The organism is Scytonema hofmannii PCC 7110, assembly GCF_000346485.2.
Taxonomy (GTDB): Bacteria; Cyanobacteriota; Cyanobacteriia; order Cyanobacteriales; family Nostocaceae; genus Scytonema; species Scytonema hofmannii.
In genome coordinates, this window is the sequence record NZ_KQ976354.1 from 4,088,962 (window position 1) to 4,111,837 (window position 22,876).

The 22,876-nt window shown below is 41.4% G+C and carries 27 protein-coding genes; 13 read left to right on the forward strand and 14 right to left on the reverse strand.

All coding sequences use genetic code 11. From position 1 onward, the window contains the following. Positions 1 to 357 precede the first annotated feature (357 nt). Positions 358 to 801 (reverse strand): retroviral-like aspartic protease family protein, encoded by a 444-nt coding sequence (locus WA1_RS16710; protein ID WP_017746595.1) that lies wholly within the window; start codon positions 799 to 801, stop codon positions 358 to 360. Positions 802 to 973: 172 nt separating this feature from the next. Between WA1_RS16710 and WA1_RS16715 the strand changes: the two genes are divergently transcribed. The 5 genes from WA1_RS16715 (at position 974) to WA1_RS16735 (ending at position 5,259) form a co-directional block, all read left to right on the forward strand. Continuing rightward, positions 974 to 2,809 carry an ABC transporter ATP-binding protein gene (locus WA1_RS16715; protein ID WP_026135014.1) on the forward strand — a complete coding sequence of 612 codons (1,836 nt, stop codon included), beginning with the start codon at positions 974 to 976 and terminating at the stop codon, positions 2,807 to 2,809. Positions 2,810 to 3,188: 379 nt separating this feature from the next. Further along, on the forward strand, positions 3,189 to 3,590 hold the full coding sequence (locus WA1_RS16720; protein WP_017746597.1) for a hypothetical protein: 402 nt from the start codon (positions 3,189 to 3,191) through the stop codon (positions 3,588 to 3,590). Positions 3,591 to 4,032: 442 nt separating this feature from the next. Then, positions 4,033 to 4,302: a hypothetical protein gene (locus tag WA1_RS16725; protein ID WP_017746598.1), complete on the forward strand. Its 270-nt coding sequence runs from the start codon at positions 4,033 to 4,035 to the stop codon at positions 4,300 to 4,302. 145 nt (positions 4,303 to 4,447) lie between these two features. Beyond that, entirely contained in the window at positions 4,448 to 4,819 is a 372-nt protein-coding gene (locus WA1_RS59835; protein ID WP_272819156.1) for a hypothetical protein, read from the forward strand. After that, positions 4,819 to 5,259: a hypothetical protein gene (locus WA1_RS16735; protein WP_017746600.1), complete on the forward strand. Its 441-nt coding sequence runs from the start codon at positions 4,819 to 4,821 to the stop codon at positions 5,257 to 5,259. Before WA1_RS59835 ends, WA1_RS16735 begins: the two co-directional genes overlap by 1 nt. Positions 5,260 to 5,315: 56 nt before the next feature. Here WA1_RS16735 and WA1_RS16740 read toward each other — a convergent pair whose 3' ends face one another. Beyond that, positions 5,316 to 7,241 carry a di-heme oxidoredictase family protein gene (locus WA1_RS16740; RefSeq protein WP_017746601.1) on the reverse strand — a complete coding sequence of 642 codons (1,926 nt, stop codon included), beginning with the start codon at positions 7,239 to 7,241 and terminating at the stop codon, positions 5,316 to 5,318. A 1-nt stretch (position 7,242) separates the two neighbouring features. Between WA1_RS16740 and WA1_RS59840 the strand changes: the two genes are divergently transcribed. Both WA1_RS59840 and WA1_RS55040 read left to right on the forward strand, forming a co-directional pair. After that, on the forward strand, positions 7,243 to 7,398 hold the full coding sequence (locus WA1_RS59840; protein WP_017746602.1) for a hypothetical protein: 156 nt from the start codon (positions 7,243 to 7,245) through the stop codon (positions 7,396 to 7,398). A 323-nt stretch (positions 7,399 to 7,721) separates the two neighbouring features. Continuing rightward, positions 7,722 to 7,952, forward strand: coding sequence for a hypothetical protein (locus WA1_RS55040; RefSeq protein ID WP_148662700.1), 231 nt, complete (start codon positions 7,722 to 7,724; stop codon positions 7,950 to 7,952). Here WA1_RS55040 and WA1_RS16745 read toward each other — a convergent pair. Together WA1_RS16745 and WA1_RS16750 are read right to left on the reverse strand one after the other, a co-directional pair. Continuing rightward, a complete protein-coding gene (locus WA1_RS16745; RefSeq protein ID WP_017746603.1) occupies positions 7,949 to 8,974 on the reverse strand; it encodes a WD40 repeat domain-containing protein in 1,026 nt (341 codons plus the stop codon). The genes WA1_RS55040 and WA1_RS16745 overlap by 4 nt on opposite strands. Positions 8,975 to 9,097: 123 nt before the next feature. Further along, positions 9,098 to 9,682 (reverse strand): ferric reductase-like transmembrane domain-containing protein, encoded by a 585-nt coding sequence (locus tag WA1_RS16750; protein ID WP_017746604.1) that lies wholly within the window; start codon positions 9,680 to 9,682, stop codon positions 9,098 to 9,100. Positions 9,683 to 9,872: 190 nt separating this feature from the next. On the opposite strand from WA1_RS16750, the gene WA1_RS16755 reads away from it, so the two are divergent. The 3 genes from WA1_RS16755 (at position 9,873) to WA1_RS16765 (ending at position 11,102) form a co-directional block, all read left to right on the forward strand. Further along, the gene (locus WA1_RS16755) at positions 9,873 to 10,094 is read left to right on the forward strand and encodes a hypothetical protein (RefSeq protein WP_017746605.1); all 222 of its coding nucleotides are present in this window, start codon (positions 9,873 to 9,875) and stop codon (positions 10,092 to 10,094) included. Between the two features lie 88 nt (positions 10,095 to 10,182). Then, positions 10,183 to 10,656, forward strand: coding sequence for a hypothetical protein (locus WA1_RS16760; RefSeq protein ID WP_017746606.1), 474 nt, complete (start codon positions 10,183 to 10,185; stop codon positions 10,654 to 10,656). Next, complete coding sequence (locus tag WA1_RS16765) at positions 10,653 to 11,102, forward strand: PIN domain-containing protein (RefSeq protein ID WP_017746607.1); 450 nt, start codon at positions 10,653 to 10,655, stop codon at positions 11,100 to 11,102. Before WA1_RS16760 ends, WA1_RS16765 begins: the two co-directional genes overlap by 4 nt. On the opposite strand, the gene WA1_RS59845 is transcribed toward WA1_RS16765, so the two are convergent. Then, complete coding sequence (locus tag WA1_RS59845) at positions 11,096 to 12,634, reverse strand: RNA-guided endonuclease InsQ/TnpB family protein (RefSeq protein WP_081403125.1); 1,539 nt, start codon at positions 12,632 to 12,634, stop codon at positions 11,096 to 11,098. The two genes, WA1_RS16765 and WA1_RS59845, sit on opposite strands and share 7 nt — an antisense overlap. A gap of 265 nt (positions 12,635 to 12,899) precedes the next feature. On the opposite strand from WA1_RS59845, the gene tnpA reads away from it, so the two are divergent. Continuing rightward, positions 12,900 to 13,337, forward strand: coding sequence for an IS200/IS605 family transposase (gene tnpA / locus WA1_RS16775; protein ID WP_017746609.1), 438 nt, complete (start codon positions 12,900 to 12,902; stop codon positions 13,335 to 13,337). 10 nt (positions 13,338 to 13,347) lie between these two features. On the opposite strand, the gene WA1_RS16780 is transcribed toward tnpA, so the two are convergent. From WA1_RS16780 to WA1_RS16795, 4 genes are all read right to left on the reverse strand, one after another. Continuing rightward, positions 13,348 to 14,127 (reverse strand): hypothetical protein, encoded by a 780-nt coding sequence (locus tag WA1_RS16780; RefSeq protein ID WP_017746610.1) that lies wholly within the window; start codon positions 14,125 to 14,127, stop codon positions 13,348 to 13,350. Positions 14,128 to 14,175: 48 nt separating this feature from the next. Then, entirely contained in the window at positions 14,176 to 14,730 is a 555-nt protein-coding gene (locus WA1_RS16785) for a hypothetical protein (protein WP_148662702.1), read from the reverse strand. 167 nt (positions 14,731 to 14,897) lie between these two features. Then, positions 14,898 to 15,671 (reverse strand): cobalt-precorrin-6A reductase, encoded by a 774-nt coding sequence (locus WA1_RS16790; protein ID WP_017746612.1) that lies wholly within the window; start codon positions 15,669 to 15,671, stop codon positions 14,898 to 14,900. A gap of 8 nt (positions 15,672 to 15,679) precedes the next feature. Beyond that, positions 15,680 to 15,868 (reverse strand): hypothetical protein, encoded by a 189-nt coding sequence (locus WA1_RS16795; protein WP_017746613.1) that lies wholly within the window; start codon positions 15,866 to 15,868, stop codon positions 15,680 to 15,682. 367 nt (positions 15,869 to 16,235) lie between these two features. On the opposite strand from WA1_RS16795, the gene WA1_RS16800 reads away from it, so the two are divergent. Next, positions 16,236 to 18,764, forward strand: coding sequence for a mannose-1-phosphate guanyltransferase (locus tag WA1_RS16800; protein ID WP_017746614.1), 2,529 nt, complete (start codon positions 16,236 to 16,238; stop codon positions 18,762 to 18,764). Between the two features lie 119 nt (positions 18,765 to 18,883). On the opposite strand, the gene WA1_RS16805 is transcribed toward WA1_RS16800, so the two are convergent. From WA1_RS16805 to WA1_RS59865, 5 genes are all read right to left on the reverse strand, one after another. Then, a complete protein-coding gene (locus tag WA1_RS16805; RefSeq protein ID WP_017746615.1) occupies positions 18,884 to 20,209 on the reverse strand; it encodes an ABC transporter ATP-binding protein in 1,326 nt (441 codons plus the stop codon). Between the two features lie 45 nt (positions 20,210 to 20,254). Beyond that, on the reverse strand, positions 20,255 to 20,785 hold the full coding sequence (locus WA1_RS59850; RefSeq protein ID WP_051077093.1) for a hypothetical protein: 531 nt from the start codon (positions 20,783 to 20,785) through the stop codon (positions 20,255 to 20,257). 151 nt (positions 20,786 to 20,936) lie between these two features. Further along, on the reverse strand, positions 20,937 to 21,107 hold the full coding sequence (locus tag WA1_RS59855; protein WP_336389807.1) for an HNH endonuclease: 171 nt from the start codon (positions 21,105 to 21,107) through the stop codon (positions 20,937 to 20,939). Continuing rightward, entirely contained in the window at positions 21,052 to 21,630 is a 579-nt protein-coding gene (gene iscB / locus WA1_RS59860; protein WP_017746616.1) for an RNA-guided endonuclease IscB, read from the reverse strand. Before iscB ends, WA1_RS59855 begins: the two co-directional genes overlap by 56 nt. A 263-nt stretch (positions 21,631 to 21,893) precedes the next feature. Beyond that, the gene (locus WA1_RS59865; protein ID WP_272819158.1) at positions 21,894 to 22,022 is read right to left on the reverse strand and encodes a hypothetical protein; all 129 of its coding nucleotides are present in this window, start codon (positions 22,020 to 22,022) and stop codon (positions 21,894 to 21,896) included. A 277-nt stretch (positions 22,023 to 22,299) separates the two neighbouring features. Between WA1_RS59865 and WA1_RS16815 the strand changes: the two genes are divergently transcribed. Then, on the forward strand, positions 22,300 to 22,842 hold the full coding sequence (locus WA1_RS16815; RefSeq protein WP_017746617.1) for a single-stranded DNA-binding protein: 543 nt from the start codon (positions 22,300 to 22,302) through the stop codon (positions 22,840 to 22,842). The last annotated feature ends 34 nt before the right edge of the window (positions 22,843 to 22,876 follow it).

The following is a 22,876-nucleotide window of genomic DNA, read 5'->3' on the forward strand; positions in this document are numbered from 1 at the left end:
CCTCGCCCACCCCACTCCATGTGGTCTAATAAGAGCGAAAATTGCTGTAATATCTCGTTGGCTAAACTTCAAGAAACCGGGTTTTTGAGATTACTTCTATCCCGCTCGAAGATTACCTAATTAAATAAACCGCAAAGACGCAAAGGACACGAAGAAAGAGGAGAAGAAGATCGGTAATCTTATGGCGGCGAGGGAGTAGTGTACCGATGCTCTAGATTTTCAGGTGTTCTTAATAATAATGCTAACCAACGGAACGGGTTTTCCGTATGAGCGCGATGCTTCCGGAGAGAGCCGCCTACTCGTGCGATCGCCTACTTTATGTGTCCGCATATCTTTAATTGTTGTGCCGCTTGCGTTTTACAAAATTGTGAGATAAGTTTCTGAAGGGCTAATGGGTAACACCTTCAAAGTTTGATTTTGCAAGTCAATTTCTAATCCCAAAGCTTCTAAAGGAATGACACCTAACAAAGCATCTGAACCTCCAGGTAACTCTAAACACTCAAAAGTCCCTTCGCGATCGCCCAGAGATATTTTAGCATCTTGGAAAATTCTAGCTTTACCAATGCCCATTGCAGTTGCAACATCAACTTCTCGAAGTAGCTTTAGTCCTAACTGGGCTACTACTTCTGGTGGTAAACATAAGGTTGTGGCTCCTGTATCCACTAACACATTTCTCAGAGTGATTGAGCGCACTCGATCGGGTGTAATTGTCCCATCTTCAGCACGAATTTGGTCGGCTCGATTGGTTATAGTCAAGGTAGTAAAGACTTTACCCATTCCGTTTGTATCTTTTATTTGCATGACTTCCAACCACTTAATTATGTAAAGCCTTGGCTCTAATTTTTTATAAGATTAGTTTAACGTTGCAGAACTAAAGTGAAGGTCTGACTGTAGCCAGTTCTTTGTGTGCGATGAAGAAGCGATTACGGAGTACAGCCGTATCGCGAGCGTGATTTTACGCTATAAAAATATAATGAAGATACGTAAAAAACGCAACGCTCTGCGCCAATCCCTTGCAGTCTTTCGATACAGTGGGCGAGCTGTAAGCTTAGTCTGGACGACTAACCGCTTGCTGACCGTTATTCTTGCGAGTTTAACTTTAGTCGCGGGTCTTTTACCAGCTGCTGTAGCCTATATCGGCAAGTTAATTGTTGATGCTGTCATAGAAACACGCAATTATGCAAACACACATAATAACGATTTTGTCAATATTTATTACCCATTAATATATGTCGGACTAGAGGCAATTGCTGTCGCTTTACTAGCAGCAAGCCAACGAGGTCTAACTGTTTGCCAATCGTTGCTCAGAATGCTTCTCGGTCAACGGGTAAACGTTCTTATCCTGGAAAAAGCTCTTTCACTAGAACTCACTCAATTTGAGGATTCAGAATTCTACGATAAAATGACCAATGCGAGGCGAGAAGCATCCGTTCGTCCTCTATCTCTTGTAACTCGCACCTTTGGCTTGGTACAAAGTGCGCTATCACTCGTCACTTACGGTCTTTTGTTAATCAATTTCTCAGTTTGGGCATTGCTGATGTTAGTTGTAGCAGCAATGCCAGCATTTTTTTCGGAAACCAAATTTGCGGGAGAAGCCTTTCGCCTCTTTAGCTGGCGTGCGCCAGAAGCCCGCCAACAGCATTATTTAGAAACACTTCTTGCTAGAGAAGACTTTGCTAAGGAAGTGAAGCTTTACCAGCTAGGAGATATGTTGCTCGAACGTTACCACAGTATCTTCAATCGACTCTTTGGAGAAGATCGCGACTTGACACTGCGGCGAGGACTGTGGGGCTACCTGCTCAGTTTGTTGAGTACTGCTGCTTTTTATATAGCTTATGCCTGGATTGTGGTGGAAACAGTTGTAGGCAGAATTTCTCTAGGAGATATGACAATGTATCTCACCGTTTTTCGTCAAGGACAATCAACATTTTCTGGTGCGCTCACCTCTATTGGAGGAATGTACGAAGATAACTTGTATCTTTCCAATCTCTATGAATTTTTAGAACAGGGAATACCAGAACCAAAAGGCAAAGCAATCAAAGGGCTGAAATCCAAAGATGGTATTCGTTTTGAGAACGTATCATTTACGTATCCAGGAAATTTGCAACCAGCGCTGAAAAATATTTCCTTCCATCTCAAACCAGGAGAAAAACTAGCCATTGTTGGTGAAAATGGTTCCGGTAAGACAACACTTATCAAACTTCTGACCAGACTTTATACTCCCGATTCCGGGAGAATCTTATTAGATGGTTTAGATTTGCAAGAGTGGAATGTGAATATATTGCGGCGGCGTATTGGGGTGATTTTTCAGAACTTTGTTCGTTACCAGTTTACAGTTGGTGAGAATATTGGTGTAGGAGATGTGGACAATATAGAAGATAACACTCGCTGGGTAACGGCTGCAGAAAAAGGTATGTCACTTCCTTTTATTGAACATTTGCCTGACAATTTTCAGACTCAGCTTGGTAAATGGTTTAGGAAGGGACACGAACTTTCTGGAGGACAGTGGCAAAAAATTGCCCTTTCCCGTGCTTTTATGCGAACTCAGGCAGATATTTTGGTTTTAGATGAACCAACTTCAGCTATGGACCCCCAAGCTGAGTTTGAGATTTTCGATCGCTTTCGCACTCTTACTATTCATCAGATGGTTTTTCTAATTTCTCACCGTTTTTCTACAGTACGAATGGCTGACAAAATTATGGTTGTTGAAGCAGGGGAAATTGTAGAACAAGGAACTCACGAGGAGTTGTTAAAATTGGGCGGACGCTACGCAACACTGTTTTCTTTGCAAGCTGCAGGGTATCAATAGCAGTCAGAAGGCAATACTACTCGGATCTGCTTATATCAATACAGTTCAGTTAAGCAGTTATTTAGAAACCCGGTATCTCCAAGATACTGGGTTTCTCGTTTTCTTTTCACCGAGCAGTATTGGATACCGGGTTTGGTGCTCCCCTCGCGACTCTTAACTGAACCGTATTGCTGCCTATATGCCAATCATTAAAATGGCATGCGACATATGGAATAATTAATTAACTAATAGTAAGTCAAAAGATATATTGTGCTTTCATGAATAAAAATTACGGTAATCATGAAAGCATTTTCATGCACAAACCGTTTGCTTTTGTCTAGACTAGAGAAGGGGAAAATGAAACTCAAATAATATTGTTCAACGCTTGAGGAGTAAGTTTATGAATTCGATTTTGAAGCGTACACTACTATCAAGCCTGATGGCAACAGGTTTAATTGGTGCAACTTTTCTGCCATATCAATCTGTACTAGCTGACAAAAAAGTGGGACGCGATGCGGCTGTTGGCGCTGGCGTTGGTGCTGTTTCAGGGGCTATTAGAGGTCGTGGTTCCGTAATCAACAATGCTGTTAAGTGTGGTGCTGCTGGTGCTGCTGTTAACGGTGCTAATGGTTTGAGGAAAAATCCTAGAAACCGTAGTTTGGCTCAAGATGTCGCAGTTGGTGCAGCATCTGGTGTAGCCGTTGGTGCTATCACTCGTCCTGGCAAAGATACCCTTGGTGATGCCGTTGATTGTGGGGCTGCAGGCGCAGTTATTAACATAATCAATAGAAGAAAGAAGTAGAAAATTTCTTGTGGTGCGGGCGTCTCGCCCGCCACTAGTATAGGACGGGCTAGAAGCCCATGCCACAAGACAGATAATTTATTTCTTGAAAATCCCTAAAAATCGGTCGGTAGAGAGGTGCTGTTTATTCAGCCATCTCCTCGACATAAATGTACGGAAATTCTGGCTAGGAGTTAACAGTGTAAACTGGGTGTAACATAATAAAAAAAATCTTTTTTGGTAGGTTTTACCGAAAGCACTGTGAGTTGTCCAGACTGAGCGGTGCTTTTTGGTTTCTATATTTAGAATAGGCAGTGTATAGGTAATTGTAAATACTTATGCTACATTTCGTATATGCAAAGCCTGAAAGGTAGAAAAATCTAGAAAAAGTAATACATAGACGTTGCATAGGCATTGGTTAGATGGCTAGTCTATGTATAGACGAAACAATAAAGAGAAAACTATGGCAGACGGGCAATTAAACATTCGTGTGGACGATAAGCTTAAACGGGAGTTTATCGAAAAAGCTAGGCATAATGGCACCACAGCTACAGATGTCTTAGTGGAATACATGAGGCAATACATCGCATTGCCTCACCAAAAAACGGAAGCGGAAAAAATTGAAGAGCTGGAACGAAAGCTAGCGAAAGTAGACGAGTTAGCTAGGGTTGATGAAGAACTAGCCATCAGATTATCGAGAGTAGAGCAAGTGTTGGGGGAATTCGCAGCCTGAGAAAAGAAATCTTAGACGAGGTTCAATTTCTCAGGCACTGGCGTTCTCGCGTTCGCGATTCATTACAAGCAAATCCAAAATCCCCCGATGATGAACCGGGGGATTTTGCTTAAGTGGGTCGTATATACTTTACTTAGGCGATGTATTGACTTGCATATGCTTTGCCTATATAATTACTAGTCAGGCGATCGCACTCCTACATAGCTTAAAAACCAAAAACCTTCAGCATCTGTTTGAACACGGTTGCTGGAGATTGGTCAAACCAAAAGATAAGGAGATCGCGTTTCCTTGCCCCCAACAAAGAAATATGCCAAAACCGAGGTACGACGAAGAAGAGGACAAGTCTCGCCATGCAGCAGCCAGTCCAAAGCACTGCAAGGAGATGGAAAGAAAATACGGATGGAAACTTGTTGACATCGAGAAAACAGGTGACAGCATCTTGAAGGTCGATTGTGTTTTCAAAGGTAAGACCGAATTTCCAAAATCATTTCAAGAAAACGAAACGGAGGAAGAGTAATGCGTAAGTGGATTGTTTTCAAAGCGATTGATGACGATCTGGGATGGGAGAATCGCTCATTCTCTCACACTGGTTCTCTAACTGACATTCTAGCTGAGCACTTCGATTCTTCAGACAGTGACATACCTAAAGTTGGTTACAGACCTCCAGAATTTATCAGAGTGGAACAATTGATTGACCCTCAGTTCCCCGAAGCCAAAACCCATTACCGCCATAGTAATTGGGAGGTGACAAAAGTGGAAACTTACACTCCCGATATCCCTATGGGTGAATTTGACATGATTATAATTTGTCATTGCAAATACTCTCCTATCAACGCACCGCTTAAGCCAATGCCAGAGCGTCAGGTATCGCTTGACTCATTCGGTGGCGATGAGCAAGCTTACAAGCAATGGATGGAGCAAAACCAGGTCGCGGCTCAAGTAAAGCAAAGCGCTTAAATCAAACCCCCACTGCCAGGTTCTCAATCTCCAGTAGGGGGTGTTTTTATTTGACATTAAAAGCGACTGGGATCGTCATCAAGTGCGAGCAAGAAATTAACTAGGTCTGCTTGCTGCTTTGGACTGAAACCAGCTTGTTCATCCACATAAAAGTCATGACCTGTACCATCAAGGTTATTCCTGACTAAAGCAGGGTTAGCTTTGTTAGCGGCGATCGCTAGAGCGCGAAGTTCCCTATCTACTAAAGCACGCAAGCTGCTTGCAGCATCAGCAGGTTTAATTTGGCTGAGGGTACCAGTCAGTCCTAATCCACTAGGGTCAACAACAGTAAAACTGCCATCCTTAGCAAAATTTAAACTTCCCGAACGCACTGCTACACCACCATCATGCAAATATGGCGCACTTAAATAAAGACCTCGTAAAGAAGTTGTTTTGTAACCACCATTTGGTAGTATGCCTTGGGGTAGGGTTGTAGGACTATCAGAAATCCCCTCTGTTGGTACATCCAGGACCTGGGCGTTAGCAGGTATGGGAACAGGAGTATCAAAGGTGTAGAGCTTGGGTGGTACTAATAACTTATTCAGCCCTAAGCGAGACTGAGCACGCGCTGGATTAGTACCAATTTCATCAACAGAATGAATTTTGTTGTCAGTGAAGAAGGGTGGAATGTGACAAGTTGCACAGTTTGCTTGCTGAAACACTTTTGCCCCCCGTATAACAGAACCGCTCTTCAACGCTCGCAAGTTTTCCGGAGTGCGGTTAGCAGGTGGAACTAAACTATTTTGAAAAGCCGACATGGCGTTGTTGGCAAATAGGAAAGTGCCACTGGCAATATCATCTGGATTTTCACTATTTGGGCTGAAAACTAAACCGTTGTAAGTAAATAAACTGGGTTGTAGGTTTGGATAAGCATCCGTACCTGGAGCACTGACTTGATCTTCTAACTCTGCTTGTGTAAATTCTGGTGCAACTTTGCGGAGCCATTCTGAGGGTTTTACAGGTTCTCCGGCGGGTAAACGGAGCCTGGGATCGGCTGCATTCTGAAGAACTGTACCAAGATAAACTTCTGAGTCAATGTTCAGAACTTTTTCGCTCAGTTGGTAAGCTGCTAACAAGTTAATTTCAGAAGAGTGAACTCCATTGTTAACCGAGGTGAGTCCAGCAAACGGACCAACTGCACCCTGTCCATCAGCTACATAAGGATTTGTTTTAAATGTAAAGAGACTGGGAATTTGGGTAGTGTTATTAATACTATCTGGTGAACTCTCAAAGTGACCAAAAGGGACATCCAACACAGCATTGTCGAAAGCTTGTTCAAACTTCTGAGGATCTGGTAATTTTACTAATTGACCTTTACTGTCAATAATAGTTTTGCCGTTTCCTTGATATTGTGGGTCTAAGGGGTTGAAGTTTAAGCGTGCAAACCCTGCGGTTGTATTTGGTGACAGAGCAATCAATAGTGGAATCCCTAGTACGCCATTTGGTACTCCCGTAAGGCGCTCACCCTTATTGTTAAGGGTTACATGACACACTGCACAAGTCACGTTACCATTTGGTGTGAGTCCTAAAGGAACAGTCCCTCCCTTTTCTACTTGTAAGCCTGTATTAATGACAGTTCCTGCGGGAAAAGTCCGACTTCCTAAAACTATATCCTTCTGAAGGGTAATTTGTAAGTTTGTTGTCGGCTGACCGTGTAAATTGGTAATTGCGACATTTATTTCTGGCAAAATACTAGCCAACCCTTGTGCAAAACCAAACACTCCTTGTAAACCAAATGTATCGCCAATTTTGCGGTTGAAAAATATATCTTCACCTTTGGCGATTAATTCCTGAGTGATTTCAACTGCTCCTACTTGTTGATAGGAAGTTGGGTTATTAGAATTGAGTCCCTGCTGTTCAACTAGCTCGGCTGCTTGTTGAGGACTCAGCAGTTTGCCAAAATAGTCATAATAGCCTATTGGTTGAGTTGGAGCAGGTTGCATTATGTCTATTTTAGCCAAAGCTATTTGGTCTGCTGTTAACCAATGTGATAACAAAATTCCAAAAAAGCTCACGAAAAAAACGAATATTAAAAAGAGAATTCGTGCTTTAAAAGCATACAATTCCCTCAAAAAAGCATTTTTAGAGGTTGCTGTTTGAGGTTTCATATGAGGTGAATTGGAAACTTGTAGCTTAGGTATATCACATAGATAAGTAAATGTAGAAAAAATCGAATATTTTTTACATTTGTTGATATGTTTCAAAGTTGATATTTGGTGCTCCGCTATTTTGCTATTTCAACTTACTTTTTAATTTTATTTGCGATTTGCAGCTTAACTTTTTTGTGGCATCATGAAACCACAACTTAACTATAATTAGTAAGCTGTTCGCTTATAAGAATGTACGCGAGAACTAGCGAGGACGGAATGATGATTTGCTCCAACCTACTTACTTAACGCTCGTATAACTAAGCTTTAGGAAAAATGATATTTTTCTTTACAGAAATTAATTTTTTGACATCAATTTCCATATCGAGAGCAGGTATCAATACCTGTCGGTTAACTGACTTTTATCTAACATTCGAGCGATTTCGCCATGATTTTTCCCGGATGACGCTCAAAGAACTATTTTTGTACGCTGCACTATTTGTTGTGCTTGTAGGGGCGCAATGCCTTGCGCCCCTACGGTTGGTAATGTTGGTTCTTATTCGTTAAAAAATTAAATTCCAAATCTTAATTGTTTCATCTGCACTCCCACTAGCAAGAGTGCGATCGCTTTTGGGATTGAAAGCTAAACTCCAAACTGCTTTATCATGTCCTGAAATAGTTTTTAACAATTGCCCGTTTTGCACGTTCCATAACTGAATTGTCTTGTCATAGCCACCACTGGCAATAGACTTTCCAGTAGGACTAAAAGCAACTGACCAAACTGCATTGGTGTGTCCGTCAAGAGTGTTGAACAACTGTCCGTTGTCCAAATTCCATAGTTTAACTTTTCCTTCATAGTCGCCACTAGCGAGAACTTTTCCATCAGGACTAAAAGCAACAGACGTAACGGCTTTTTCATGTGCAGCTAAGGGAGTTTTTAACTGACCATTCGTCAAATTCCAAATCATAATTCTTCCGTCTTCAGTACCACTAGCAACGAGTTTTCCATTTGGAGCGATCGCAACTGTTTGTACTGGGTGTTTATGATATAATGTGCGAATTAATTTACCAGTTTTCAAGTCCCATAATTTAACTGTTTTATCCCAACTGCCAGAAGCTAAGGTTGTCATATCTGAGCTAATAGCAACAGAATCTATATTATCTAAATGTCCTTTTAATGTATGAATTAATTTGCCATTTTCAAGATTCCATAATTTAATTCGATTATCCCAACTACCACTAACGAGAATACGTCCATCCGAGCTAATCGCTAGAGATTTTACTGCATCACCATGACCGTCAAGCGTATCACCTTTGATAGTGTGAAGTAATGTGCCAACTTGTTGATTCCAAATCTTAATAGTACCGTCATAACTACCAGAAGCTAAAGTTTTGCCATCTGGACTCATTGCGATCGCATAAACCCAAAAAGAATGACCTTTAAGAGTTTTATGATCTTGAGATGTTATTACACAATTTTCAAGGTTTGATTGTGAAAGCGATTTAGACCAACTTAATCCAATAACACCTATTATGGCACTGACTGCAAGTGCTATTGACACTTTCTTAGGAATCAATTTTGGTATCATATAAAAATTCTCTCGTCCTCAAGCTCATATTTTTTCTAAGCAGTTACCTCTATGGTACTTGCACCCTTATTTATTTATGGAACTAAAAATAATATATTATTCAAATTATTTACTTTGAACTGGTCACTGGTCACTGTTCACTGTCAATTTACTTTCTGGTAACAACCGTGCTACGACTTTTTTCTGTTGTTTTTGTTTTTTAGAGAAGTGTTGAATCCAATAATGCTTATAAAGAAATAAAACTGTGACTCCCGATATTGCTGTAATTCCAATAGGCGTTAAATACGTCCAATGACCTGACATCTTATCCCAAATATGCCAAGTAATAAGAAACATGGCAAAATAAGTAAGTTGGTGTAATTTCTTCCAGTTTTTCTTCAGTTTTTTGACACTCCAGTCGTTTGAGGTAATTGTTAACAGGGCAAAAATGATGAAAGTAGCTATGCCTTGAATATAAATCCAAGATGTTTTCAAGTCCAACAAATCGATATTTCTTTGTCTAATTAATGGAAAACTATGCAACACGGTAAAAACGAAAGCTAAAATACCTATCGAACGCCGATGCTTAAGAAGCACTTGAGGAATACCAGTTTCTTTTGTCTGGGGAAAAACTATTCTCAACATGGTCGGGAGCAATGTGAGAATATAGCAAGTTAATGCCAAGAACCCTAAAATATTAGCCTCTAACGGCATATCCATTGTTAGCATAATCAATCTCCTAATATTTTATTGAAGAAGAAAACCCTCACCCCCAACCCCCTCTCCCAATGGGAGAGGGGGCTTTGTAAGCTCTTCTGAACTTGGTATACGTTTCCTTCCTCTTACTAATAGGTGTCAGCAAAATCCCTTTATGCACTTAAGGGATTGTTATGTGCAGATTAACCGCAGATGAACGCTAATGTATGCAGATGAAATTTGTTTATACAAAAAGTCTATTGTTGTGTTTGGCTGTAACCAAGGACGCAAAGATGGTTGTGACAAGGGAAAGCACGATAACCAGTATAGCGATCGCTTAGGAGCATCGGTACAGCAATACCAAAAACCCGGTTTCTTTAAATTGAGCATACGAGATATTAAGCTTTGCACGAGAGAGAAACCGGGTTTTTTGCCTCCTTTTTGAATACTGTACCGACGCTCTAGGATGCTCACCCTATAAGAAAAATGTGTCACAATAGTGAGTGGTAAGTCATACAAGAAAGTTTGTGCTCATGTCTGTTAGACAGGATACTGGCTGGGATTTAGCAGTTTACAACAAAGATGGTCAACTAATGCTTGTCGTTCAGGTCAAGGGTAAACTCAATGCCTCACCCCAGTGGGCTTCCCAACTGCGAAGCAATATCCTTGCCCATGGCATCTACCCAAAACCGCCTTACTTCCTCATGGTTTTCCCTGACAAGTTTTACCTGTGGGCTAATGAAGATGCACAACTTGACATGAGCGAACCAACTTATGCTGTTGATGCGCGTCCTATCATTCAGCCTTATCTTGATAAAGCTGGAATAACGCTAACGCAAACCCTCAGTAGTCACAGTCTTGAGCTAATAGTCGCATCTTGGCTATCGGAAATTATTTATTGCGATCGTCCCCTTGAAGAAACACATAAACGAGAGCAATGGCTGCTTGACTCAGGTCTTTATGCTGCGATCTCTGGAGGAAGTTTCAACCGCGAGGCTGTTGCGTGAACGTTTACACTGAAACTAACTTCATTTTGGAACTTGTGTTTCAGCAGGAGCAGTTCGTCAGCTGTGAGCAAATTCTGCAACTAAGTGAAGCCGGACGTATAAAGCTTATTATGCCAGCTTACAGTTTAGCGGAACCCCACGAGAAATTGAGCCGTCAAGCAAAAAGTCGTAAAGATCTCCAACAAGTACTTGACACTGAGTTAAGGCAGCTTGCACGCACTTCATCTTATACAACTCGCATCAATAGCATTCAAGATATTGCAAGTTTGTTAGTTCAAAGCAATAAAGATGAACATCAACGCTTTGTAGAGTATAGAGTTCGACTTTTAAAGAGCGTGGAAGTTATTGCACTGACTGCTGATATTCTGACTGAAGCAGCAACATACGAAGACCCGTTTGATATGAACCACCCCACCGCACAGGGGATGGGGTTTCTAATTTACTGACCCGGTTCAGTGAGTCCTATAGTCGTACAACAAGACAAGCCTGCTGCCGTACTTTTACGTGATGATAATTTTTTACCTATCCAAATGTTGATTCTTTTGAGAATTTGACACACTCGAAAAGTAATTTTTGAAGTGTCAATTTTTGCCTTCCTTAGGATATTGCAAGCACCCTGAGCATCGGCGTTGACGACTGTTCCGCTTGCTGTTTTGTATTCCCCGCGTTTTGTTCTTCTGCCAGAAGGTTTCTGCTTCTTCTGGGATTCGGTTTCTTTTCCGAATATGGGGAGTTCATCCCCGTCAAAAAATGACATTTTTGAAGTGTATGATTCTTCTACAACTACGAATTCTATTCCATATCTTTCACATAAATACTTGAGTGTATCACGTAATGCGGTAAACGGCACTTGTACAAAATTTTGATTATTAACACGTCCGTTATCTATTTCATTCTTAATTCCTTGGTTCCAACCAAATACAATTTTACCTATCTTTGATTCTAGACATTTGTTGATTATTGTACGTGCTGACTTCTTAATAAAATCACGTACTTGGTTGTTCCTGGCTTGTGTTGCTCTAGCTAAACTGCCACTCCAGAAATTCTCATCTTTACCGAGCGTAAATAGAGAAAAAGGGGGAACCCTCAAGCCCCTTGATTCATCGTGGGGTAGTGCAGGATATCCTGTAATAGGGTTCCCCCTTTTTCTAAAAGCAAATTGGTGACCCTTTTTTAGCTTAGATACAGTCTTGTTATAAAACTGATTTATTGCCTTTAACGGTCGCCCATTTATAATAAATCCTTCTTGACCCGTATTCGGAATACAAGTAACAAAGTTGTTTAACCCTATGTCAATTCCTAAAACACTTGACTTATCTAATTCAGTAATAATTTCTTTTTTCTTTCTACATACCCAATGTAGATAAACCTCTCTATGCTTTGATGTAATTACTAGCTCAACAAGGCTTTGGGGGTCAACATCATCAGGAACCCTAAACTTCAATCTTTCATTTAAACTTGTTTCCATGACATCTTCTTTGTGCTGCTTCTTGAACATCATGCCAGTAGAAACAGTAGCAAATATAATGCCATGCTCTTGTGATATATTTACTGATTGACCGGGATACGTCACTTCAAACATACCACCTTTTTGACGATAACCTGGTAATTTAGGTTTCTTTGTTCCCTCGCTAAAATGTTTGTCTAAAAGCTGTTTGAATGATTTGAAATTCTCTGTCACCTTATGGCACACTGATTGTGCTGCTTGAGAATGCAGCATTTTGTAATGGTAGTTTTCTTTGAAATCGGTTTGTAAATCAATAGTTAGAGATTGAAAATTCAGAGTTTTGTGTACAAAAAATCCTTGTCTCAAATTGAATGTCAGGGTGTTGTATAAACTGTTTGCGTGTGACAAAATGTCAGATATTACAGCATAACCAAGATTAGACAATTTAAGATGCTGCACAACAGTTGAAATATAAGTATTTTTATTCTTTTCTTTATCTTGCTCTTTTTGTTCCTTACTTTTGAAAGCCATAGCTAAAATCCTATTGAGGGCTAACACGTGAAAAAATGGGGGAAACCTTTTTAGGTCTGGTCATGCCCTAATACAGATGGTACAAGTTGTTTTTAAGGTTTCCCCCATTTTTTAGGGGCCAAATGAAATAACGCAGATGTTTTGAATACACCCGAAATAGTCCTGTTTCATGTACAGTAAATTATGTAGTAGCCTGACTTGCTTGACTCGATATTATCGACTACAATCAATATAACATAGTTTCCAGATATGACAAGAAATCTTTATGACTAACTTGAGAAGCGGCTCACACGTCGTTTTTTCTATTCACCTGCATATAGTATTTGTTACTAAATACAGACTTCATGTGTTCACGCAACAAATGATTGATGATATGAAAGATGTATTTGAAAGAGTGCTGGTTGCAAATAACTCGAAACTGACTGATTGTAACGGAGAGCCGGACCACGTGCATCTACTGATTGATTTACATCCAGATAACAATATATCTGACTTAGTAGCGTCTCTAAAATCAGCAAGCAGTCGCGTACTAAGGGAAAGATACAAAACTACGATTGACAAATATTATTGGGGTAAAGCTAAACTTTGGCACGATTCCAAATGTATTGTGTCTTGTGGAGGCGCACCTCTAGAAACAGTCAAGCACTACATTCAAAACCAATCAGGAGGAAGATTGGAAAAGTCAGGGGCGTCGAACCCCTAACTTTTCCCCGCTATTCATCCCCACCGTGTAGACGGATGGGGAATTTCGCGGAATCTGTTAAACGACGACCGGTAGGATCGGTTAATTCTTCAGGACGCGCAAGACGTTGATGATTTGCTGTTTGTCCAATTTCAGGACGCAAGCGGATTTCTTTGTTTTGCTGATCGCTGTTATTATCTACAACAACCAATCCCCAAGTGCGTACATCACGAAAAATGCCATAATGCTCTAACAGTCGTCTGAGTTCTCGAATTGTATGTCGCCAGATGAGCATCGATCTACTTTCATCTACAACCAATGCTAAATCCAACCAAGGTTCTGGTTCTGGTTGAAAAACGGGGATGCAAATTCCTTCAGCAGCCGTGCGTTCGACTGTGGCAATTTCATCTAAAATCATTTCTCGACCAGAAGCTACCCGCCGCATCAAAGGACGCAGCGATTGAGCTAGTTTTATAGGTTCTCTCAGCGAAGGTGCATCTGGAATTCCTAGGGTAAGTGCTTGAGTATTGGTGGAAGTTTGAGTTTTGGTGGAAGAATTTGAGTAAATATTTGCGCTTGCAGAAGGGATTTCTGGAAAATTTGGGGGTATATTGGGGGTGGGTAAACCTGTTGGAATCTGGGGTTCTAGTTGTGTTGGTGGCGAGAACTGCTGTTTATTGGGAGTTAACTCTAAACTTTCAATCCGTTGCAATGTCAGCCAAAAGATATCGGCGATTTCTTCCCCAGTGAGTCCTAATTCTTCTTGGTTTAAAGCATTGATGAGTTGGTCTAGGAGAGGGTTGTTTCCCATTTGTTAGTGGTTAGTGGTTAGTGGTTAGTGGTTAGTTGTCATTAAATACTAATCGCTGCTAGTTAGGCTTCGTAATAAGATTTCTTTGATGGATTCTTCGTCTTTTTCTAGTGGCTTGTCTTCGCGGGTTAGCACGTAAATGGTGTTGAGCAATTGGTCTGTTGCTCGCTCTTGCGATTGATTGCTATCTTTTTTCATGAACTCGCCAATTATATCCTCAATTTTGGATTTAGCTTGTTCATCAAAGGATGCTTCTTTAAAATGTGCTTCAACAATTGCTTTTAGCGCTTCTTTCGTAGGGTCTGGCATTCTTACTCGCAAACAACGCCGCTTAAAAGCTGGTGGAAAATCTCGCTCTCCGACGCTTTGCCAACATATCCTTTGTGTCGAGTGCGGTTCATTCAAATCGGTAATCCTTGGACAGAACATGAGTAACTCAGGGAATGTTTTAAAAATTTTGGGCGAATAGAATTCGCGACTATACAAACGAAGTCCGCCTACGCGGACTAATGAAGAATCAAGGGTTTTAAACCCACGTAGGTGGGTTTTGTCTGTATAGCCGCGATTTCCAATCGCCAAGGCTAACATCAATTGAAACTTCACAAACCTCCTCGAATCGAATTGTTGGGTTTCGTTCCTCAACCCAACCTACTGCTGCGGTTAAAAACATATCTATCACAAAACGCCAAAACATCCTCGACTCGAATTGTTGGGTTTCGTTCCTCAACCCAACCTACTTTCATTCCCTCCCCATCCGCGTCCATCGGCGTTCATCTGCGGTTCAAAAAATATCTTTCACAAAACCCCAACACCACCAAAAAATCACTTGTCTGTTGTGGATAAACAACCTCCGGTCGAGAAACCAAGATCAATATTACACCCAACTCCGACGCCACCTGACGCTTTACATCCTCCCCTCCAGCAGAACCCGAAGCCTTACTCACAACCAAAGAAACACCCCATCGTCGCCACAAAGCCATTTCCAAATCTACAGATACGGGAGGACGCAAACAAATCAAGCGATCGCTCGTAAACCCAGCATCAAAAGCAGCGTCCAAAGCCACAACAGAAGGAAGCAACCGCGCAAACAAAGTAGCTCGCTTTTGCCAAGGTAAAAACAGATGCAACGGTTTATACCCTACCGTCAACAGCACCCGTTGATTCTCTAAATAATTTGCCTTAAAAATAGTATCAAAATCATCTACATAAACAACTCCCCCCCCTTCTTCTTCCAAAACAGGACGTTCATACCGCAAGTAGGGAATTTGCAATTTTTCACAAGCTGCGATCGCCACCTGAGAAATCTCCACAGCAAAAGGGTGTGACGCATCAACAACAGCAGCAATTTGCTGTTCCCGCAAAAACTCATTTAAACTGTCTACAGTCAATCGCCCCACCCAAACCCGTACCATCGAGCTATTTGGGTAGAGCGATCGCGCCGACTCTGTTGTGACAGAAACAGTACAAGGAATCTGGTTATGGGAGAGAAGAACTGCCAAAGAAGCGCTTTCTTGAGTTCCACCAATCAACCAGACACGTCCCACAGATACGCTTAACCTTTTAACGCCTTTCTAAAGTTTTGACGATAGGACTTACTTGTACTAAATAAAACAGGCCACATTAAAGCTAAACTAAGACGATTGGGTAAAGAGCGTTGAAAGTTAGTGCGGTCAAAGCCATTCCAAAACTTCCACAGACCAAGCCCGTAACCTACTACCAATATCAAACTGACTAATTCCATTTATACGACTCCACTGAACTCTATCTTAAAAAAATTCCAGCTAATTTAAGTATATGTCTAACAAATTCACAACTTTATTTATGTGATTTACTACACCATGATTTTTTATACTATACTGACATTCTATCTTAATCTTAGAATAAGATCCCCATATTATCTATTTTTTGGAATCAAAGTTAATTTTATTAAATTCCGTATATCTTGATTTTGTACCGATCGACAAGTTAGTGTCACGGGTAGTATACCTATTTCCGATTGGATGCATAAGCGCGAAAGTTCCCTAAACTAAGAGATACATAAGCATAGCTAAAGAAATTATCTTGTGGGTGTTGAGGTAGCAAGTCGTGCAAACAGCTAAGGAGGATTTATGCGTGCAGTTCTGATGGCAGGGGGTTCTGGAACACGGCTTCGTCCGCTTACCTGTGACCTACCCAAACCTATGGTTCCCATACTCAATCGACCCATTGCGGAACACATCATTAATCTTTTAAAACGGCATCAAATCACAGAAGTCGTTGCAACACTCCATTATTTACCTGATGTCCTCCGCGACTACTTCCAAGACGGCAGCGATTTTGGCGTCCAAATGACCTATGCCGTCGAAGAAGACCAGCCTCTGGGGACTGCGGGCTGCGTAAAAAACATTGCCGAACTTCTTGATGACACATTTTTAGTCATTAGTGGGGATAGCATAACAGATTTTGACTTAACAGCAGCAATAGAATTTCACAAACAAAAAAAATCAAAAGCCACTTTGATTTTGACCCGCGTTCCCAATCCTATTGAGTTTGGGGTAGTCATTACCGATGCGGAAGGTCGAATTCGACGATTTTTAGAAAAGCCTTCTACCAGTGAAATTTTTTCCGATACTGTGAACACTGGTACCTATATTTTGGAACCAGAAGTCTTAGAATACCTACCAGCAAACCAGGAAAGTGACTTCTCCAAAGAGTTATTCCCCTTGCTACTTGACAAGAATGAGCCAATGTACGGTTATATTGCTAACGGTTACTGGTGTGACGTTGGTCACTTAGATGCTTATCGTGAGGCTCAGTACGATGCATTACACGGCAAAGTTAAACTAGACTTTGCCTACAGGGAAACTTCTCCTGGAATTTGGATCGGTCAGAATACTTACATTGACCCCACAGCAAAGATTGAAGCCCCATCGGTGATCGCAGACAATTGCCGAATTGGAGCAAGAGTAGTCATCGAATCAGGAACTGTTCTTGGCGATAACGTCACTATTGGTTCTGATGCCAATCTCAAACGCCCTATCATCTGGAATGGAGGCATTATTGGTGACGAAGCTCATCTATCAGCCTGTGTCATTTGCCGTGGTGCGCGTGTAGACCGACGCGCCCATGTCTTGGAAGGCGCTATAGTTGGTTCGCTTTCCACTGTGGGAGAAGAAGCCCAAATTAGCCCCTTTGTCAGAGTCTGGCCTAGCAAAAAGATAGATTCAGGAGCCATCCTTAATATTAACCTGATTTGGGGAAATACAGCCCAACGCAATTTATTTGGGCAACGTGGCGTACAAGGATTGGCGAATATCGACACTACCCCAGAATTTGCCGTTAAATTAGGAGCCGCCTACGGTTCTATCTTAAAACCGGGTTCTCGGGTGACCGTTTCTCGCGACCAACGCAACATTTCTCGCATGGTCACCAGGTCATTAATTGCCGGTTTGATGTCAGTCGGTGTTGATATTCAAAACCTAGATGCAACAGCCATTCCCATCGCTCGCACAGTCATACCTACTATGCCAGTCGCAGGCGGTATTCACGTGCGGGTACATCCAGATCGCCCAGATTACATCTTGATTGAATTCATGGATGCTAAGGGAATTAATATCTCCAAAGCCTTGGAAAAGAAAATTGAGGGTGCGTATTTCAAGGAAGATATGCGGCGATCGCAGATTCATGAAATCGGTGATGTTGCTTACCCCAGCCAAGTCATGGATCGCTACTGCACGGCTTTTGAAAAATTGCTACACGTTGAAACAATTCGTAACAGTCGAGCCAAAGTTGTCATTGACTACGTTTACTCGGTTTCTGGAGCCGTTTTGCCACAAATGTTAGACAATTTTGGGGCTGATGCAGTGGTGCTCAATGCCAGTCTCAATAAAAACGCCATGTCAGCCACTGACCGCGAAACCCTCCTAACCCAGTTAGGTCATGTTGTAGAAGCATTGAAAGCAAACTTTGGCGTCCAAGTTTCAGCCAATGGAGAGCAACTGATTTTAGTTGACGAAGCAGGTATGGCCATTCGTGGTGAAATGCTGACAGCCCTCATGGTAGACATGATATTAACCGCTCAACCAAGGGGAACAGTCGTTGTACCAGTTCATGCTTCCAGTGCTGTAGAACAAATCGCCCGCCGTCATGATGGTAGAGTGATTCGCACAAAGGCAAACCCCACAGCATTAATGGAAGCATGCCAAAAAAATTCCAATGTTGTCTTGGGAGGTAATGGCGATACAGGCTTTATTTTCCCCCAACTGCATCCCGGTTTTGACGCCATGTTCTGCATTGCCAAACTCATTGAAATGCTGACCATACAAGAGCGTTCTTTAACCACCGTCCGTGCTGATTTACCACGTGTCATTCACAGAACGTACACAGTGCGTTGTCCGTGGACAGCGAAAGGAGCATTGATGCGCCACCTAGTAGAAACCCACCCAGCCCAAAATCTGGAATTGATTGATGGAGTCAAAATCTGTCAACCCTACGATGATAGTTGGGTATTAGTCTTACCTGATGCCAGCGAACCAATAGTCCATTTGTATGCTAACAGCAACGATCGCGATTGGGTCGATGATTCTCTAAGACAATACCGCTCTCGCGTACAAGCTTTTGTAGAACGAGAGCAAGAAACCGTTGCGGCTGAAGTGTAAGAGTGGGGAATGGGGAGTAGGGAGTAGGGAAATTTAACCTATTCCTTATTCCCCATTTCCCATTCCCCATTCCTCAATCCAAAATCCAAAATCCAAAATCCAAAATCCAAAATCCCTCATTATAAAAATATTGCCTGCTCTGTTTCTGGGTCAAAAAAATGAATTTTTTCGGGTGTTAAAGATAACCATAGTTGTTCGCCAAAACGTATAAGTCGGTCTGATGGAACTCGTACTTGCAACTCATTGGTTGAAAAAGCAGATTGTTGAAAATTGGGGTCAAGCAGTTTTGTGGCAAGATATGTATCATTGCCCAAATTCTCCACTAACTCTACTTTCACAGGTAAATTTTTGTTTGCAGGTACGCTGAGAATCAAATGTTCTGGACGAATACCTAATACCAGTGTTTGACCATCATATTTTTGTAAAACATTTCCCCAAACGTCTGGTAGGGTAAGGCGGAAATCTCCATTAGTAATCAGCAGGGGAGCATGAAACTCTACATGAATAAAATTCATTGGTGGTGAACCAATAAATTCTGCAACAAAGCGGTTCGCAGGATACTTGTAAAGTTCTAATGGCGATGCAACTTGCTGTAGCTGTCCTTGATTGAGAACAGCTATGCGATCGCCCATCGTCATTGCTTCTGTTTGGTCATGAGTCACGTAAATTGTTGTTACACCCAATTGACGTTGTAATTTGACAATTTGAGCGCGAGTTTCCATGCGGAGTTTTGCATCTAAGTTAGAAAGAGGTTCATCCATCAAAAACACCTGAGGATTCCGTGCAATTGCTCGTCCTAGCGCTACTCTTTGCCTTTGTCCTCCAGAAAGTTGCTTGGGTAAACGATTCAGCAAAGCTTCAATTTGCAGTAACTGAGCAACATAACGCACCCGTTCATCCACTGCTCGCTCTTTGTCAGAAATATATCTTAGCCCCTTCGGTAATTTCTTAGTCATTCCCACCAGGATATTGGGGAGTAGGGAGTGGGGAGTAGGGAGTGGGGAGTTGTTCTTTTCCCCATTCCCGATTCCCCATTCCCGATTCCCTAATTCTCTACGTCTTAATCCAAAAGCAATGTTGTCATACACCGTCATGTGAGGGTAGAGAGCGTAATTTTGAAACACCATTGCAATGTCTCGCTCTTTTGGGGGTAGATCGTTCACCAAGCGATCGCCTACCCAGATATTGCCACCTGTAAGGACTTCCAACCCAGCGATTAACCGCAAAAGAGTGCTTTTCCCACAACCAGAAGGTCCTACGAGAACCATAAATTCACCATCTGTCACCGTCAGATTGATTCGCCGCAGAACACCAGCATTTTCCGAACGGTGAACAGCATCACTGTTTTTATCTGATTTCGTTTGGGGTTGAGTGGGTAATGCAATACTTTCCCCTTTACGAGGAGGAAAACTTTTATAAACGTTTTCTAGAATAACTTGCGCCACGAGTTTTAAATAATAGTCAACGGTCAACAGTCAATGGTCATGTTATCAAATAGCGTTAAAACGTAGTAAATCTTGGTCAATCGTAGTAAAACTGTATTCGTAACCATCAGCACGATGAATAAGTTTGACGTATTGTCGATCTACAGCAATACGACGTGTGCTAATTAAGACTTCTACTCCTTTAGGAGTTGGAGTTTTAACTCTGGCACGATAAATTCCTGATTTAACGTGTTTACGATCTTTTAGCAAATTACAAATCACATAATCACCTGCGGTTGCATGAGTATATTGCTGATTTTTACTGACTAACTTGACTTCTTTTTTACCAGTAATGGGATTCTTTTTGATGCTGGCTATGGCAGGAAAGCCCTTAGCATTCACTCTTTGAACTTGTCTTGTGCCATGTCCAGTACAGGTAACACGCAATGGTTGACATATTCGCAATTTTACAATTTGGTCAGTTGCCACACAAGCCGAGTCAATCCAGTGTTGTTTGGGTAAGCGGCTTTGAATCCGAATCATCTTGGTAGATGCGCCATCGCCACTAATTACGGGTAATCCGAATTTATGTGCCATTTCAAATATTGCTTTACGAGTAGAATTTACAGCAGCTGCATCACTTAATGACTTTTTCTGATGGGATTTAATTTTTTGAAGAATTTCCGGTTTACCCTTAAGAAATTGCTCTACTAGCTTATTTCCCTTTTTTTGGTTACATTTTTCACTTCTATTGGGTTAAATTGGAAAAGCGATCGCTACCACCCTTACTTCGTGAATTAATATGTTCTATTTGTAAGGGTACATCTGTTTGACCGCAATAAACACATTCTCTACCCCAATGCTCAAGCAACGCTTCGCGAGTGAGTGTAGCCGAATAATGTACCTTGCTGATATTCAATGCCCTCTATATCTGGTGTCTCCATTTTTTGCCAATCGAATTTAACAGATTCAATTGCAATGGATTTAATTGGTGCTACTTTAAGTAATCGTTTTATCCAAGTCTCAGTAGTTAACAATCTATGCCTTAAACTTGGCGGTAGCCAACCATCTGGCTTTTTGCGGTCAAATCTCTTTTGGCGATAGCGAAGTCTTCTAGATCTTCTAGAACGTCGAACACCTGCTCGTTTAATTAAGTCCATTTTTATGGCTAGACCTCGATGTTCTAATTCCATTGACCAGACTACTTCATTCTTATTTAAATCTACGAGTGTCATGCCAGTAAATTTGCTACCTGGGTCAATTCGGAGTTCTAAATACGATTCTACATTTTCATCAACATCCTTCTCTAAAATTAGAGTAAATGGAAACAACTTGAGTTTTTTAGCTTTGCCAACAGATTGTAGAATTCTCGCTCTTGCAGGTGTTGTTGGTTTTAATATTTTGCCATTCTTGCTCAGAACAAATACGGAATTAGTAATCATTTGATTAGCTCCCTATTGGGGTATAGTGTGCCTCGACACTGCTTTTAAACTTCTCAAAAAGGTTCGGTGTTACACTATCACAAAGTAGCTATGTTCCTCCCTCGACGCTTGAGACTGGCTAATCTCATTAAGTCATCATTTAAAAGCGGACTTAAATCCTTGCGGATAACATAGAATAAACAGTTCTATGCTGAGTCTGGTGAAGTCAGTTAACCGAATTGCTCCGATTTACTACGAATTACTTCGTTTTGTGTACTTCTCAATTAAATTTGAGCTATTGACCAGTAACAGCGCCAATGATACACCGAATTTTCATCAACCGGGAGATTTTCCGGTTCAAGGACTTGGGTGCGTGTTTTGACTTCCACATAAAATCTACGAGCTAGAGCCATAACTGCGACATTGTGGTACAATTATACTATTGAAGTGTCAAATGCCATGCTTGTCAAGCAAAGGTAGCGAGAAGTTGTAGAGTTGTTCGCGACAATCGCTTGACTTTTGTGCTAGAAGTGATGCACAACAACCAATAGAGTCTTTTTTATTTTAAAAAACTATTGCCAAAATCTCATGCAAATTTTTCCATCCCAACTTTTCTGCTACTTGCCATTAGTTAATGTTATTAAAGCGTTCCTTTGAATTTTGCAATTGTTCTGATCGAGGAGGAATTACATGAATCTTTGTCTTTTGATGGTAGAAATCATCCAAGAACCACAACTGCGTCACACACCAGATGGATTGGAACTTACCGAAATGGTGGTACAGTTTCAAGGACTGCGAGCAGAAGATCCACCAGCAACCTTAAGAGCAGTGGGGTGGGGCAATTTAGCTAAAGATATTCATCAAAATTATCATCAAGGCGATCGCGTTCTTATAGAAGGACGCCTCAGTATGAATACCATACCGCATCAGGAAGGATATAAAGAAAAGCGAGCAGAATTGACAGTACAAAAGATTCATTCTCTAGGAACAGGGTTCGACATAAATTCATCACCGTCTGTTGCTAGAACATCTCCTGCACCTGTAGCGTCTGTACAACCCACTCCCACTTACAATTCTCCAATATCTTCTACATCCACTCCAGTGACAAATGGATCTGGTGTCCTTCCTCAAAATAACTTTGACGAACAACGCGTACCTCAAAGTACCAATTTCGAGCGCAACACTTATGCAACGCCTGTAGAAGAACAAGATCCAGATGATATTCCTTTTTAGCTAATGGAAGACTGGCTAATGTCTATTAGACATT